The following is a 13,570-nucleotide window of genomic DNA, read 5'->3' as shown; positions in this document are numbered from 1 at the left end:
AGCCAAAGCCAAAGCCAAAGCGATTCCCGCCTGCGCGGAATGACGGCTGAGAAGCGGGGCGAGTCCAAATCCGGCCCTTTCGGCACGGAGAGCTACAATGGCCGGCTCCCCCGTACGAAGTTCCGGCCTTGAAGAAGTCCGATTTCCACTATGACCTGCCTGAGGAATTGATTGCCCAGGCTCCCTTGGCCGAGCGATCGGCCAGCCGGCTGATGCTGGTTCCGCCGTCCCCGGCGGCTTTCGATGACCGCCATGTGAGCGATTTGCCGGAGTTGCTGCAGCCGGGCGATCTGCTGGTCTTCAACGATACCCGGGTGATCCCGGCGCGCCTGTTCGGGCAGAAGGCCAGTGGCGGCCGCGTCGAAATCCTGATTGAACGCTTGCTCGGTGAACAGCAGGCGCGGGCGCAGATCGGCGCCAGCAAGTCGCCCAAGCCAGGTAGCCGCATCCAGTTGGATGCGGGTGGCGAGGCCGAGGTGCTCGGTCGCGACGGCGAGTTTTATGTGTTGCGTTTCGAAATTCCCGAGCCGCTGGAGTCCTGGCTGGTCCACGAAGGTCGCCTGCCGCTGCCGCCGTATATCCATCGCGAGCCGGGCGCCGATGATCGCGAGCGTTACCAGACCGTGTTCGCCAAGCAGGTGGGCGCCGTCGCTGCGCCCACGGCTGGCCTGCATTTCGATGAGCCGCTGCTGGCCCGGCTGCGCGATCGTGGTGTGCAGTTCGGTCATATCACCCTGCATGTCGGTGCCGGCACCTTCCAGCCGGTGCGCGTAGATGACCTGTCCCAGCACGTGATGCACCGGGAATGGCTCAACGTCGGTGCCGAGCTGGTCGAGCAGGTGCGCCGCACCCGGGCCGCCGGCGGCCGCGTGATCGGCGTGGGCACCACGGTGGTGCGTGCGCTGGAAAGCGCGATGCGCGAAGGTGCGTTGCACCCTTATGCGGGTGAGACGCAGATCTTCATCACCCCGGGCTACCGCATCCGCAGTGTCGATGCCATGGTGACCAACTTCCACCTGCCAGAAAGCACCTTGCTGATGATGATCAGTGCATTTGCCGGCAAGGAGCGCGTGTTCGAGGCCTATGCCCATGCCATTGCGCAGAAGTACCGCTTCTTCAGCTATGGCGATGCGATGTTGCTGTTTCCGTTCGTGGGCGGGGATTCGAGCGGGGAGGTTGGGGATTTGTAGTGCAGCGTGCCCAGCCGGCCGTCCCGCAGGCGAGGTTCGTCCTTGCGCGGGAACGGCGGTGGTGGGCCTTCACCAGTAGACTGTCGGCGCCAGTACAACGCCGAATCCTCAACCCCGGTTCTCAGATCCCAGCCCCGAATCCATGTCAAGACTGCAATTCAAGCTCCAGACCACCGATGGCCGTGCCCGCCGTGGCCAGTTGTCCTTTCCGCGCGGCACCGTGCAGACCCCGGCGTTCATGCCGGTCGGCACCTATGGTTCGGTGAAGGGCGTGCTGCCTGAACAGGTGCGCGCGCTCGGTGCCGAGATCATCCTCGGCAATACGTTTCACCTGTACCTGCGTCCAGGTCTGGATGTCATCGCCGACCATGGCGGTCTGCACGGGTTCTGCCAGTGGAATGGCCCGATCCTGACCGATTCTGGTGGTTTCCAGGTGTTTTCCTTGGCTCATCGGCGCAAGATCGCCGAAGAAGGCGTCACGTTTGCCTCGCCGACCGATGGCGCACGGGTTTTCCTCAGCCCCGAAGAGAGCATGAAGATCCAGAAAGTGCTCGATTCGGACGTCGTGATGATCTTCGATGAGTGCACCCCGTATCCGGCGACCGAGCCGGTGGCGCGCAAATCCATGGAATTGAGCCTGCGTTGGGCCCAGCGCAGCCGTAACGCCCATGACGCCATGGGTAACGACGCGGCGCTGTTCGGTATCGTGCAGGGCGGGGTACACACGGACCTGCGCAGCCGCTCGGCCGAGGGTCTGCAGCAGATTGGCTTCGACGGTTATGCCATCGGTGGCCTGGCGGTAGGCGAGCCCGAGCACGAGCGCAACGCCATGCTCGATCACATGCACCCGATCCTGCCGACGGATCGTCCGCGTTACCTGATGGGCGTGGGCCGGCCGGAGGACCTGGTTGAGGGCGTGGCCCGTGGCGTGGACATGTTCGACTGCGTCATGCCGACGCGAAATGCCCGCAATGGCCACTATTTCACGTCGTTTGGCACGGTTCGCATCCGTAACGCCAAGTACGAGCGTGACATGAACCCGATCGAGCCCGGCTGTGGCTGCCATGCCTGTACCGGCGGCTATACCCGGTCCTACCTGCGTCACCTGGACCGCTGCAACGAGATGCTGGCGCCGATGCTGGGCACCCTGCACAACCTGTTCTACTACGAAAAACTGATGGCCGACATGCGCGATGCCATCGAGGCGGGAACCTTCCTGGCCTTCCGCGAGTCTTTCTACGCAGCCCGGGGCCTGAGCGTCCCGGCGTTGTCGGGGGAGTAAACGCGTTACATCGCCCGGGACGAGGTCCCGGGCGCATGGCATACTTCACGGCTGACCCCGTTTCGCGGTGACTGCAACTGGCCATCCGGCCCGTGCGGGCGCCGCCCAACACCAAGGACAAAGTTAATGAATCTGATGGCTATCATTCTTCCCGTCGCGCAGGCCGCCGCGCCGGCCCCCGGCATGGGCACCTTCCTGCTGCCGATCGCGCTGATCGCAGTGATGTACTTCCTGATGATCCGCCCGCAGATGAAGCGCCAGAAGGAACACAAGGCGATGCTGGAGAAGATCACCAAGGGTGACGAAGTGCTCACCTCCGGCGGTATCGCTGGCGTGGTCACCGACATCGGCGACAACTTCATCACCGTGGAAGTGGCCGACAACGTCCGCATCCGCGTGCAGAAGGGCTCGGTTGGCAACGTGCTGCCCAAGGGCACGCTGAAGAACGCCGCCTGAGACTGACCCCCTCCGTCATTTCGCGGCGTCCGCCCGGGCGCCGCGCGGGATCCCGCAATGCTTGAATTTCCTCGCTGGAAGTACTTCCTGATTCTGATCGTTCTGGCGGTCAGCGCGTTGTACGCGCTGCCCAACATCTACCAGAAGGATCCCTCGGTCCAGATCACCGCCAACCGTGGTGGCCAGGTCGACGACGCACTGAAGCAGCGCCTCAGCGCCGACCTGACCGCTGCCGGCGTCACCCCCAAGGCAGTGGAGAAGGAAGGCGACAGCCTGATCGTCCGCCTGCCGTCGCTGGAAGCACAGTCGCGCGCCAATGAAGTGCTGCGCGAGAAGGCGGGCGAGAACTATACCGTCGCGCTGAACCTGGCTTCGACCGTCCCTGATTGGCTGGCCAATCTCGGCGGCAAGCCGATGGTGCTGGGTCTGGACCTGGTGGGCGGCGTGCACTTTGCCTTGCAGGTCGACCAGAAGGCGGCCGTGGACAAGCGCTTTGAAGCGTTTACCGAGGACGTGCGCACCACGTTGCGTGACAACCGCATTGCCTACCGTTCGGTGGAGCGTCGTGGTGAAAGCGACATCATCGCGACCTTGACCAATGCCGCCGATGCCGACAAGGCGCGTGCTGCCCTGGCCAAGGCGCAGCCGACCTTCACCTATTCGGTGACCGGCGAGCGCATCAGTGCCAGCGTGCCGCAGACCGAGATGAGCCAGATCGCCTCCGGCGCGATCGAGCAGAACCTGACCACGCTGCGCAACCGCGTGAACGAGCTGGGCGTGGCCGAGCCGATCATCCAGCGCCAGGGCGAAGACCGCATCGTGGTTGAGCTGCCCGGCGTGCAGGACACGGCCGAAGCCAAGCGCATGATCGGCGCCACTGCGACGCTGGAATACCGCGCCGTGGTCGATGGCAACGCGCAGGATGCTGTCGACAGCGGTCGCATTCCGCCGGAAGCCAAGCTGTACCGCGATCGTGCAGGCCGCCCGGTGTTGCTGAACAAGCGCACCATCGTCACCGGTGACCAGATGGTCGCAGCCTCGGTAGCCAACGACCAGAACGGCCTGCCGGCTGTCAGCGTGACGCTGAACAGTGTTGGCGGCCAGCGCATGTTTGATTTCACCAGTGCCAACGTCAACAAGCCGATGGCGGTGGTCTATACCGAGCGCATTCCGCAGGTGACCGTGGTCAATGGCGAGGAGCAGCGCAGCTTCCGGGTCAAGGAAGAAGTGATCTCGGTCGCCAATATCAACGGTGTCTTCGGCAAGAATTTCCAGACCACCGGTCTGGAAAAGACCGAGGCGGAGAACCTGGCCAAGCTGCTGCGTGCCGGCTCGCTGGCCGCGCCGATGGACTTCGTCGAGGAATACGTGATCGGCCCGAGCCTGGGCGCGGAGAACGTGGAGCGTGGCGTCAAGGCGGTGGTGTTCTCCTTCGTCTTCACCCTGGTGTTCTTCACCATCTACTACCGCATGTTCGGTGCGATCACGTCGGTGGCGCTGCTGTTCAACCTGCTGATCGTGGTGGCCGTGATGTCGATGTTCGGCGCCACCATGACCCTGCCTGGCTTCGCTGGCCTGGCCCTGTCGGTGGGTCTGTCGGTGGACGCCAACGTGCTGATCAACGAGCGCATACGTGAAGAGCTGCGGCTCGGCATGCCACCCAAGAAGGCAATCGCAGAAGGCTACGAGCGTGCTTCGGGCACCATCCTGGACGCCAACCTCACCGGCCTGATCGTCGGTGTGGCGCTGTATGCGTTCGGTACCGGTCCGCTGAAGGGCTTCGCGCTGACGATGATCATCGGTATTTTTGCCTCGATGTTCACTGCGATCACCGTGTCGCGTGCACTGGCAACGTTGATCTACGCCAAGCGCAAGAAGCTGACCTCCGTGGCCATCTGACGCAAAACCCTTAGCAGGAACCCGCGCACGGGTTGCGCGGGTTTTCCAAGGAATTCCTTGCATGAAACTGTTTCCACTTCACATCGTCCCGAACGACACCAACATTGACTTCATGCGTCACCGCAAGCCGGTGCTCGCGATCATGGTGGTGCTGCTGCTGGCGTCGATCGCCATCATCGGTTTCAAGGGCTTCAACTACGCGCTGGAGTTCACCGGCGGTACCGTCGTCCGTACCCATTTCGAGAAAAGCATCGACGCCGATACCGTGCGCGAACGGCTTGCCAAGGCCGGCTTCGAGAACGCCCAGGTGCAGAGCGTGGGCGGTGGCAATGACCTGATGGTGCGCCTGCCGCCAGACGGCCAGCACAACAACGCTGCCGACGCGGCGCAGAAGGTGGCGGAAAAGGTCCGTGCCGCAGTCACCGCGGCTGACAATGTCGCGACGGTGCAGCCGGGTGAGTTCGTCGGCCCGCAGGTCGGCAAGGAGCTGGCGATGAACGGTGTCTACGCGACCCTGTTCATGGTGATTGGCTTCCTTATCTACATTGCGGCGCGCTTCGAGTGGAAGTTCGCGATCGTGGCCAGCATCACGGCGTTCTTCGACCTGATCCTGACCATCGCCTACATGTCGCTGGTCGGCCGTGAATTCGACCTCACCGTGTTGGCCGGTATGTTGTCGGTGATGGGTTTTGCCATCAACGACATCATCGTGGTGTTCGACCGCGTGCGTGAAAATTTCCGCAGCCTGCGCGTGGAGCCGCTTGAAGTGCTGAACCGTTCGATCAACCAGACGCTGTCGCGTACGGTGATCACTGCGGTGCTGTTCTTCCTGTCGGCACTGGCCCTGTACATGTACGGTGGCGAATCGATGGAAGGCCTGGCCGAGACCCACATGGTGGGTGCCGTGATCGTGGTTATCTCCTCGATCATCGTGGCCGTGCCGCTGCTCAGCATCGGTCCGTTCAAGGTCAGCAAGCAGGATCTGCTGCCCAAGGCCAAGGACGAAGAGGCGCTGGCCCGTCGTCCCTGACCGCCAGTTGCCAGGATCCACGGAAAAGCCGCGCTTTGCGCGGCTTTTCTTTTGCTCCGGTGCTGCGCTTCCATGCGGTGGCGTCGGTTGTTTTCACCGCTTGCGCGCACTACGATCCCCACGGTTAAGTGCGGCAATCCGTGGCTGCGCTGTCTACTGCTCACCAACCGAGGTTTTCATGGTCATCAAACCGCGTGTGCGCGGCTTCATCTGCGTCACCACCCATCCGACAGGTTGCGATGCGGCGGTCAAGGAACAGATCGATTACATCAAGGCGCAGCCCAAGCTGGCCGACGGCCCGAAGAAGGTGCTGGTGCTGGGCGCCTCCACCGGCTACGGCCTGGCCGCACGCATCAAGGCGGCGTTTGGCAGTGATGCGGCAACGCTGGGTGTGTTCTTCGAGCGCCCCGGCAGCGAAACCAAGCCAGGCACCGCCGGCTGGTACAACTCGGCGGCATTCGAGAAGTACGCGCACCAGGCCGGGCTGTATGCCCGTAGTGTCAATGGTGATGCGTTCTCCGACGAGGTGAAGCAGAAGGTCATCGAGATCATCAAGGCCGATCTTGGTCAGGTGGACCAGGTGGTCTATAGCCTGGCCGCACCGCGTCGCAAGCACCCCAAGACCGGTGAAGTGATCAGCTCCACGCTCAAGCCGATCGGTGCGCCGATCACCCTGCGTGGTCTGGATACCGATAAGGAAGTGCTGACCGAAACCACCCTGCAGCCGGCAACCGCCGAAGAGATTGCCGGCACCGTGCAGGTGATGGGCGGCGAAGATTGGCAGATGTGGATCGACGCGCTGTTGGAAGCCGGCGTGCTGGCACCCGGTGCGACCACGACCGCCTTCACCTATGTGGGTGAGGAAATCACCCAGGCGATCTACTGGAACGGCTCCATTGGTGCGGCCAAGAAGGACCTGGACGCCAAGGTCAAGGACATTCGCGGCAAACTGCAGGGCCTCGGCGGCGATGCACGCGTGTCAGTGCTCAAGGCCGTGGTGACCCAGGCCAGCTCGGCGATCCCGACCATGCCGCTGTACCTGTCACTGTTGTTCAAGGTGATGAAAGAGCAGGGCACGCATGAAGGCTGCATCGAGCAGCTCGATACCCTGTACGACATCCTCTACAACGGTCCGCAGGGTGGTGACAATGCCGCCGCGCATATCCGCAAGGAGCTGGTGGACGGCAAGGGCCGCACGGTTGAACTGGTCGACAGCGAAGGCCGCCTGCGTGCCGATTACAAGGAAATGGCACCGGAAGTGCAGAGCAAGGTGTTGGAGCTGTGGCCGCAGGTGACCAACGAGAACCTGTACGAGATCAGCGACCTGGCCGGCTACAAGGCCGACTTCCTGCGCTTGTTCGGCTTCGGCATCGACGGCGTGGATTACGAAGCCGACGTGAATCCTGACGTGGCCATCCCGGGCATCGTCGAGGTCTGATCCCGGCGTGCTGCAGATAGAGAAGAGCCGCGCCCTGCGCGGCTTTTTCTTTTTCTTCGTCCATCAGGCGAGAGGGGGCGGCAGGCCTGATGAGCTGCAACGAACAAGCGGGGATCGCCACAATGGAACGCCATCAGCCATGGTGTAGCTCGGGTAAGCGCAGCGCACCCGGGGCTTTTTGCATTTGCATGTAATCGGTAGTGCCTTGTGTCGGCGTGTTTCCCGGGTGCGCTGCGCTTACCCGGGCTACGGTGGCTTCGGCACTGACGGTGCAGGTCGGGACGTGCGAAGTGGCTATCCGATATCGTCGAGGTGTAATCCCGGCGGGCTGCAAACAAAGAAAAGCCGCGCCCAGCGCGGCTTTTCCCTGATTAGCCTCCCGAGGGCGGGAAGCGGTGTAGCGTGCGTCAGTTGAACTCGAATTCCATCCGCGCCGTCGGTGGCCCGACGAAGTCGCCTTCCACGTAGTCCACCCCGGCACTGAACAACAGGCTCATCGTGCCGGCATCGGCCACGAATTCGGCGATGGTGCGAATATCGGCCGACTGCGCCTTGGCGGTGATTTCCTGGGTTTTCTCCAGTTGTTCCTTGGCCTGCGCCGGGTCGGCGGTAAACGCGCTGTCCAGCTTCAGGAAGGCCGGCTGGAAGTGCGCCAACAGCTGGAACGAGTCCAGGCCCGAGCCGAATTGCTCCAGGCCCACCTTGCAGCCCATCGCGGCCACGTTGGCCAGGAACTGCTGGGCGTTGCGCAGATGGGTGAATACCTTGGCCTCTGGCACCTGCAGCCACAGCTGTTCGCCATCCACGCCTTCAGTCTGCAGGCCATCGCGGATCACCTGCAGCAGCTGTGCGTCGTTGAAGGACTCCGGGCTCACCCGCACCATCAGGTGCACACGTTGCCCAGCACGCGTGCGCTCGCCCAACGCGCGTATCGCGCCGCCGACCACCCAGCGGTTGACCGATGCCATCAAGGCATGGTCCTCGGCGATGGAGAGGAAGCTGGCTGGGCCAACCAGCTCGCCATTGTTTTCCAGCAGCAGCGAGGTGTCATACAGCTGCATCGGCTCACCCATCAGGTTCAGCACCGGGCGGAACCGCAGCTCGAAGCCATCGCCGGCAACCGCCTGCTGGATGCGTTGCACCCAACGCTGGATGCGTTCTTCCTCGACACGGTCGGCCGCGCCCGGATCGAACACCTTGACCGTATTTCCGCCCAGTTCGACTGCAGCGCGCGCGCAATCATTGGCGCGGTTCAGCACCTGGCCGACACTGGCGATCTTTTCACCCACCTGCACGCCGCCAATGCTGACCGTGACGGTCGCCGAGCGGTCGCCAACGGCAAATACGTGGCCGGCGAAGGCCTCGCGTACACGCTCGGCGATGGTCGCGGTATGGGCGTACTCGCCCGGGCTGAGCAGCGCGAAACTGTGTTCGCCAAAGCGCGCCAGCTGCGCGTCCTCGCCGATGGCCTTGGCCAGCTGCTGGCCCATGGCACCGATCAGCGCATCGGCCGAATCCAGTCCGATATCGGGCAGCAGGCGTGCGTAGTGGTCCGGCTCGATCAGCAGGAAACCGTACTGGCCATCGCTGCGACTGACCTGGGCCACCGCGTTTTCCAGATGCACCATGAAGGTCGGGCGGTTGAGCAGGCCGGTGACCTGATCGCGCTGGCGCAGTGCTTCCACCTCGCGGGCCAGTTCGGGGTCGAACTCCTCGCGACGGCGGAACACCACCTGGGAGCAGGTTTCGCCCTCGTAGGTGGCGGCGGTGAATTCCATGGTGGCGGGGAAGGTGTCGCCGTCCTGGTTGCGCGCATGGACTTCGTACTGCGGCGGCGGCGCTTCACCCTTGCTCAGCGACTTCAGCAGGTTCTTGAAGTCCTCCACGTGCTGCGGCGCAACCATGTCCAGCAGGGACACGCCTTCCACGTCGTCGAACCCGTCGAAGCCGAACATCTCCAGGTAGGCCTCGTTCGCGCGGATATGCATGCCTTCATGGATGTAGGCGATGGGGTCGCGTGAAGACGAGATCAGCGCGTCGCAGCGGCGCTCGGTCTCGCGCATCTGCGCCTCGATCCGGCGCAGGCCACGGCGTGCCTGCAGATCGGTCCATTCGTTGCGCACTACCGAGAGCAGGTGGTCCGGTTGCTGGCGCAGTGCGATGGCGCGGATGCCATTGGCGGCCGAGTCCAGCAGCAGCTGTGCATCGACGTTGTCGGCCAGCAGGATCATCGGGACGTCCTTGCCGCTGGCCGCGACCTGTTGGGTCAGCAGCGACTGCGGGATGACGTAGGAGTTGGCAGCCAGAACCAGGTCAATCGGTTGCCCTGCCAAGGCCTGGGCCAGTTCGTCCGGGCTTTGCGGGCGCAGCGGGCGTACCGCGATGCCGCTGTTACGCAAGGTGCTGACGATGGCTTCGGCGTTCTCTGCGCTGTCGTCCACGATCAGCAGGCGCAGTGTGATGTCTTTGGCGTTCTGCATTCAAAGCTCCCGGGGCAGGGGGTTTAATACACGAAGCACGGCGTTGGCGTCTATGCGTCAATCGCTGGCCCGTGACGGAAACCCGTCACGGGGGTGTTTCTGGGGATTAGGCGGCCAGGCCGGCGGCATGGCCCGAGGCCCAGGCCCACTGGAAGTTGTAGCCGCCCAGCCAACCGGTCACGTCCAATACCTCGCCAATGAAGTGCAGGCCGGGCACCAGCTGCGATTCCATCGTCGAGGATGACACCTTGCGGGTGTCCACACCGCCGAGGGTCACCTCGGCCGTGCGGTAGCCTTCGGTGCCGCTGGCGACGAGTGGGAAGTCGGACAGCAGGCTGGCAGCGGTCTTGAGTTCGGGTTCGTCGAACTGGCGCATCGGCTTGTCCTTCAGCCATTGCTCGCACAGGCGCAGGGCCAGGCGCCGTGGCATCACCTCGGCCAGTACCGTGCGCAGCTCCGAGGCGCCACGTTCGCGTTTCATCCGGCGCAGCCAGTCCAATGCATCGTGCTCGGGCAACAGGTCCAGGCGCAGGTCATCGCCGGGCTGCCAGTACGAGGAGATCTGCAGGATCGCCGGGCCGCTGACGCCGCGGTGGGTGATCAGCATCGAATTGCGGAAGCTGCGGCCATTGCAGCGCGCCTCCACCGGCAGTGCCACGCCGCTCAGCTCGGCGAAGCGTTCCTGGTGCTTGCCGCTGAGGGTCAAGGGCACCAGCCCGGCGCGGGTGGGCAGTAGTTCATGGCCAAAGCGCTTGGCCAGTTCGTAGCCGAAGCCGCTGGCGCCCATGCTGGGGATGGACAGGCCACCGGTGGCGACCACCAGCGAGGCGCTGTGGAACTCGCCCTGCGCGGTCTGCACACGGAAACCATCGGCGCCACGCTCGATGGCGGTCACCCCGCAGTCGGTGCGCAGCTGGACGCCGGCGGCACTGCACTCGTCCAGCAGCATCCTGACGATCTGCTTGGACGAGATGTCGCAGAACAGCTGGCCAAGCTCCTTCTCGTGGTACGCGATACCGTGCCGCTCCACCATGTCGATGAAATCGCCCGGGGTATAGCGGGCCAGCGCCGATTTGCAGAAATGCGGATTGGACGAGATGAAATTGGCGTGGGTGGTACCGGTATTGGTGAAGTTGCAGCGGCCGCCACCGGACATCAGGATCTTCTTGCCCGGCTTGTTGGCGTGGTCGATCACCTGCACGATGCGGCCGCGCTGGGCGGCAGTGATCGCGCACATCAGCCCGGCAGCGCCTGCTCCGACCACCAGCACGTCGCAGCGGATTGTCTTGCCTGTCACCGCTTACTCCGCCGCGCGCTTGCGCCAGGCCGGGATCACGTCCAGCTGGATCTGGTCGTTGAGGATCTGCACTTCGCCGTCCTGGATCAGCACGCTCCAGCGCATCGCCCGTTGCACCTGCTCGCCCCAGCGCTCGACGAACTCCGCCGGCAGATCCACCACCGACAGGTTGTTGAAGCGAACCAGGTGCTTGCTCTGCTTCTGCCACCAGATATCGGAGGCATTGCCGCCGTAGTTGATGATCTGCACGCGGCGGCTGCGGTTGCATGCCTTGCGGATGCGCGACTCGTCCGGGTGGCCCAGGTCGATCCATTGCAGGATGTCACCGGTGTAGTCCAGCTGCAGCAGGTCCGGGTCGTCCTCGCTGCTCAGGCCCTTGCCGAACTCCAGCCGGTCCTCGGCATTGAGGGCGAACGCGAGCAGGCGCACCATCAGGCGCTCGTCGGTTTCGGACGGATGCTGGGCCAGAGTCAGGTTATGGGTGGCGTAGTAGCCGCGGTCCATATCGCTGATCTGCAGCTCGGCCTTGCGGATGGTGGCGGTGAGGGCCATGGGGATACCGGGGACAAAGACCGCCCATGATAATGCCTGGCCATGCACAGGACCCGTCTGACCGTGACCCGCCCGGATCTGCCCAGCCGTCTGCAACTTGCCCCTGGCCCGTGGGAGAGCCTGCTGGACGGCCTTTGCGCCCGTTTCCCGGCGGTGTCACGGGCGCAATGGCTGGACCGTTTCGCGCGAGGCCGGGTACTGGATGCGCGCGGAACTGCGCTGAAAGCGTCGCAGCCGTGGCGGGTGGGGCAGGAGATCCACTATTTCCGCGAGGTGCTGGACGAGCCAGAAATACCGTTCAGCGAAACGGTGCTGTACCAGGACGAGCACCTGCTGGTAGCGGATAAGCCGCACTTCCTGCCGGTGACGCCGGCCGGACGCCACCTGCGTGAAACCCTGCTGGCGCGCCTGCAGTCGCGAACCGGCAACCAGGGTTTGGTGCCGCTGCACCGGATCGACCGTGGCACCGCCGGGTTGGTGCTGTTTTCCTGCAATCCCGGAAGCCGCGCTGCGTATCAGCGCTTGTTCGCCGAGCGCCGCATCGACAAGGGCTATGAAGCCCTGGCGCCCGCGTTGGAGGAACTGTGTTTTCCCCTGCAGCGCAGCAGTCGCCTGGACCGGGGCGAGCCGTTCTTTCGCATGGCCGAGGTCGATGGCGCAGCCAACGCGCTGAGCCGGATTTCAGTGCTGGAGAAGAGGGAGGCCGTGTGGCGCTACCACCTGCAGCCGGTCAGTGGCCGCAAGCATCAGCTGCGGGTGCATATGGCGGCGCTGGGCGCAGCGATCATCGGCGACGACTACTACCCGCAGCTTCAGGCACGGGCGGCCGAGGACTACAGCCGCCCACTGCAGTTGCTGGCGCGACGCTTGTCCTTCGTGGACCCACTCAGCGGCCAGTTGCGGCAGTTCGAGAGCACGCGACAGCTGCAGCTCTGATCAGCGCCGCTGCGCCAACCAGCGGTCCAACTGGGCGGCGAAGGCCTGACGGTCGCGCGCGTGCAAGGTGGCAGGCCCGCCGGTCTGGATGCCGGCACCGCGCAGTTCTTCCATGAAATTGCGCACCGACAGGCGCTCGGCGATGGTGTTGGCGGTATACAGCTCGCCGCGCGGGTTCAGCGCAATGGCCTGCTTTTCCAGCACGCGTGCAGCCAGCGGGATGTCCTGCGTAACCACCAGGTCGCCGGCCGCCACGCGCTCGGCGATGGCGTCGTCGGCGACGTCCGGGCCACCGGCAACCTGCATCGCGCGGATGTGACGGGAGGGCGGGGTGCGCAGCCACTGGTTGGCGACCAGGATGGTCTCCACCTGTGCGCGCTCGGCGGCACGGAACAGGATTTCCTTGATCACCACGGGGCAGGCATCGGCATCTACCCAGATGCGGGTGGCAGGGGGCTGGAGGGGTGATTGCATCTGCGCAGTCTATAGCTTGCGACTATCAAGTGGCGCGGGGCGGGTGCTGTGAAATTGGGCCAAGCAATTGAATTTAATTGATTTATTTCTGACGCTGAATTTAATTGAGTTTCTGAATACGGTATTTATCGCTTTTTAACCCAAAGCCGCGTATCTTTCGTCCCACTGTGCTTGCAAGGGTCACCGTGAATCGTGGCCTGATGCAGTTGATCTTCTTGATCGGCTCATCGATCCGCTTTACCAACGCCTGCAACTCAGTCTCGGCCCCGATCTCCGGTGGCTGCGATTATTTCAACTTATGTTTCAGGAGTTAGTACATGTCTGATCGTCAGACCGGCACTGTCAAGTGGTTCAACGATGCCAAGGGCTTCGGCTTCATCACCCCGGAAAGCGGCCCGGACCTGTTCGTGCATTTCCGCGCCATCCAGGGCAACGGCTTCAAGTCGCTGCAGGAAGGCCAGAAGGTGACCTTCGTCGCCGTGCAGGGCCAGAAGGGTATGCAGGCTGACCAGGTGCAGGCGGTCTAATCGACCCCC

Annotated in this window: 12 protein-coding genes; 8 read left to right on the top strand and 4 right to left on the bottom strand. The window is 63.7% G+C overall.

Features of this window, described 5'->3' with window-relative positions; all coding sequences use genetic code 11:
* Positions 1 to 128: 128 nt before the first annotated feature.
* From queA to fabV, 6 genes are all read left to right on the top strand, one after another.
* Entirely contained in the window at positions 129 to 1,190 is a 1,062-nt protein-coding gene (queA, locus tag RT460_RS18700; protein ID WP_313321215.1) for a tRNA preQ1(34) S-adenosylmethionine ribosyltransferase-isomerase QueA, read from the top strand.
* A gap of 142 nt (positions 1,191 to 1,332) precedes the next feature.
* On the top strand, positions 1,333 to 2,472 hold the full coding sequence (gene tgt / locus RT460_RS18695; protein WP_313321213.1) for a tRNA guanosine(34) transglycosylase Tgt: 1,140 nt from the start codon (positions 1,333 to 1,335) through the stop codon (positions 2,470 to 2,472).
* 126 nt (positions 2,473 to 2,598) lie between these two features.
* The gene (gene yajC, locus RT460_RS18690) at positions 2,599 to 2,928 is read left to right on the top strand and encodes a preprotein translocase subunit YajC (protein ID WP_313321211.1); all 330 of its coding nucleotides are present in this window, start codon (positions 2,599 to 2,601) and stop codon (positions 2,926 to 2,928) included.
* A gap of 57 nt (positions 2,929 to 2,985) precedes the next feature.
* Positions 2,986 to 4,827, top strand: a complete 1,842-nt coding sequence (gene secD / locus RT460_RS18685; protein WP_313321209.1) for a protein translocase subunit SecD — start codon at positions 2,986 to 2,988, stop codon at positions 4,825 to 4,827.
* A 61-nt stretch (positions 4,828 to 4,888) separates the two neighbouring features.
* The gene (gene secF, locus RT460_RS18680; RefSeq protein WP_313321207.1) at positions 4,889 to 5,857 is read left to right on the top strand and encodes a protein translocase subunit SecF; all 969 of its coding nucleotides are present in this window, start codon (positions 4,889 to 4,891) and stop codon (positions 5,855 to 5,857) included.
* A gap of 178 nt (positions 5,858 to 6,035) precedes the next feature.
* Positions 6,036 to 7,295: an enoyl-ACP reductase FabV gene (gene fabV / locus RT460_RS18675; protein ID WP_313321205.1), complete on the top strand. Its 1,260-nt coding sequence runs from the start codon at positions 6,036 to 6,038 to the stop codon at positions 7,293 to 7,295.
* 407 nt (positions 7,296 to 7,702) lie between these two features.
* Here the strand turns inward: fabV and RT460_RS18670 are convergent, their stop codons facing one another.
* From RT460_RS18670 to RT460_RS18660, 3 genes are all read right to left on the bottom strand, one after another.
* Positions 7,703 to 9,775: an EAL domain-containing protein gene (locus RT460_RS18670; RefSeq protein ID WP_313321203.1), complete on the bottom strand. Its 2,073-nt coding sequence runs from the start codon at positions 9,773 to 9,775 to the stop codon at positions 7,703 to 7,705.
* Between the two features lie 106 nt (positions 9,776 to 9,881).
* On the bottom strand, positions 9,882 to 11,072 hold the full coding sequence (locus RT460_RS18665; protein WP_313321201.1) for an NAD(P)/FAD-dependent oxidoreductase: 1,191 nt from the start codon (positions 11,070 to 11,072) through the stop codon (positions 9,882 to 9,884).
* 3 nt (positions 11,073 to 11,075) lie between these two features.
* Positions 11,076 to 11,624: a YaeQ family protein gene (locus RT460_RS18660; RefSeq protein ID WP_313321199.1), complete on the bottom strand. Its 549-nt coding sequence runs from the start codon at positions 11,622 to 11,624 to the stop codon at positions 11,076 to 11,078.
* 42 nt (positions 11,625 to 11,666) lie between these two features.
* Between RT460_RS18660 and RT460_RS18655 the strand changes: the two genes are divergently transcribed.
* The gene (locus RT460_RS18655) at positions 11,667 to 12,560 is read left to right on the top strand and encodes a pseudouridine synthase (RefSeq protein ID WP_313321197.1); all 894 of its coding nucleotides are present in this window, start codon (positions 11,667 to 11,669) and stop codon (positions 12,558 to 12,560) included.
* Here RT460_RS18655 and RT460_RS18650 read toward each other — a convergent pair whose 3' ends face one another.
* Positions 12,561 to 13,034, bottom strand: coding sequence for a YaiI/YqxD family protein (locus RT460_RS18650; RefSeq protein ID WP_313321195.1), 474 nt, complete (start codon positions 13,032 to 13,034; stop codon positions 12,561 to 12,563).
* A gap of 317 nt (positions 13,035 to 13,351) precedes the next feature.
* Between RT460_RS18650 and RT460_RS18645 the strand changes: the two genes are divergently transcribed.
* Positions 13,352 to 13,561, top strand: coding sequence for a cold-shock protein (locus RT460_RS18645; protein WP_054659637.1), 210 nt, complete (start codon positions 13,352 to 13,354; stop codon positions 13,559 to 13,561).
* The last annotated feature ends 9 nt before the right edge of the window (positions 13,562 to 13,570 follow it).

The organism is Stenotrophomonas sp. (genome assembly GCF_032061965.1).
Taxonomy (GTDB): Bacteria; Pseudomonadota; Gammaproteobacteria; order Xanthomonadales; family Xanthomonadaceae; genus Stenotrophomonas.
This window is presented reverse-complemented; position numbering and strand designations above follow the sequence as displayed.

Coding starts and splice junctions, on each gene's coding strand:
- RT460_RS18655 (WP_313321197.1), top strand. CDS start 11,667: ATGCACAGGACCCGTCTGACCGTGACCCGCCCGGATCTGCCCAGCCGT.
- RT460_RS18670 (WP_313321203.1), bottom strand. CDS start 9,775: ATGCAGAACGCCAAAGACATCACACTGCGCCTGCTGATCGTGGACGAC.
- yajC (WP_313321211.1), top strand. CDS start 2,599: ATGAATCTGATGGCTATCATTCTTCCCGTCGCGCAGGCCGCCGCGCCG.
- tgt (WP_313321213.1), top strand. CDS start 1,333: ATGTCAAGACTGCAATTCAAGCTCCAGACCACCGATGGCCGTGCCCGC.
- secD (WP_313321209.1), top strand. CDS start 2,986: ATGCTTGAATTTCCTCGCTGGAAGTACTTCCTGATTCTGATCGTTCTG.
- RT460_RS18645 (WP_054659637.1), top strand. CDS start 13,352: ATGTCTGATCGTCAGACCGGCACTGTCAAGTGGTTCAACGATGCCAAG.
- RT460_RS18650 (WP_313321195.1), bottom strand. CDS start 13,034: ATGCAATCACCCCTCCAGCCCCCTGCCACCCGCATCTGGGTAGATGCC.
- RT460_RS18660 (WP_313321199.1), bottom strand. CDS start 11,624: ATGGCCCTCACCGCCACCATCCGCAAGGCCGAGCTGCAGATCAGCGAT.
- fabV (WP_313321205.1), top strand. CDS start 6,036: ATGGTCATCAAACCGCGTGTGCGCGGCTTCATCTGCGTCACCACCCAT.
- secF (WP_313321207.1), top strand. CDS start 4,889: ATGAAACTGTTTCCACTTCACATCGTCCCGAACGACACCAACATTGAC.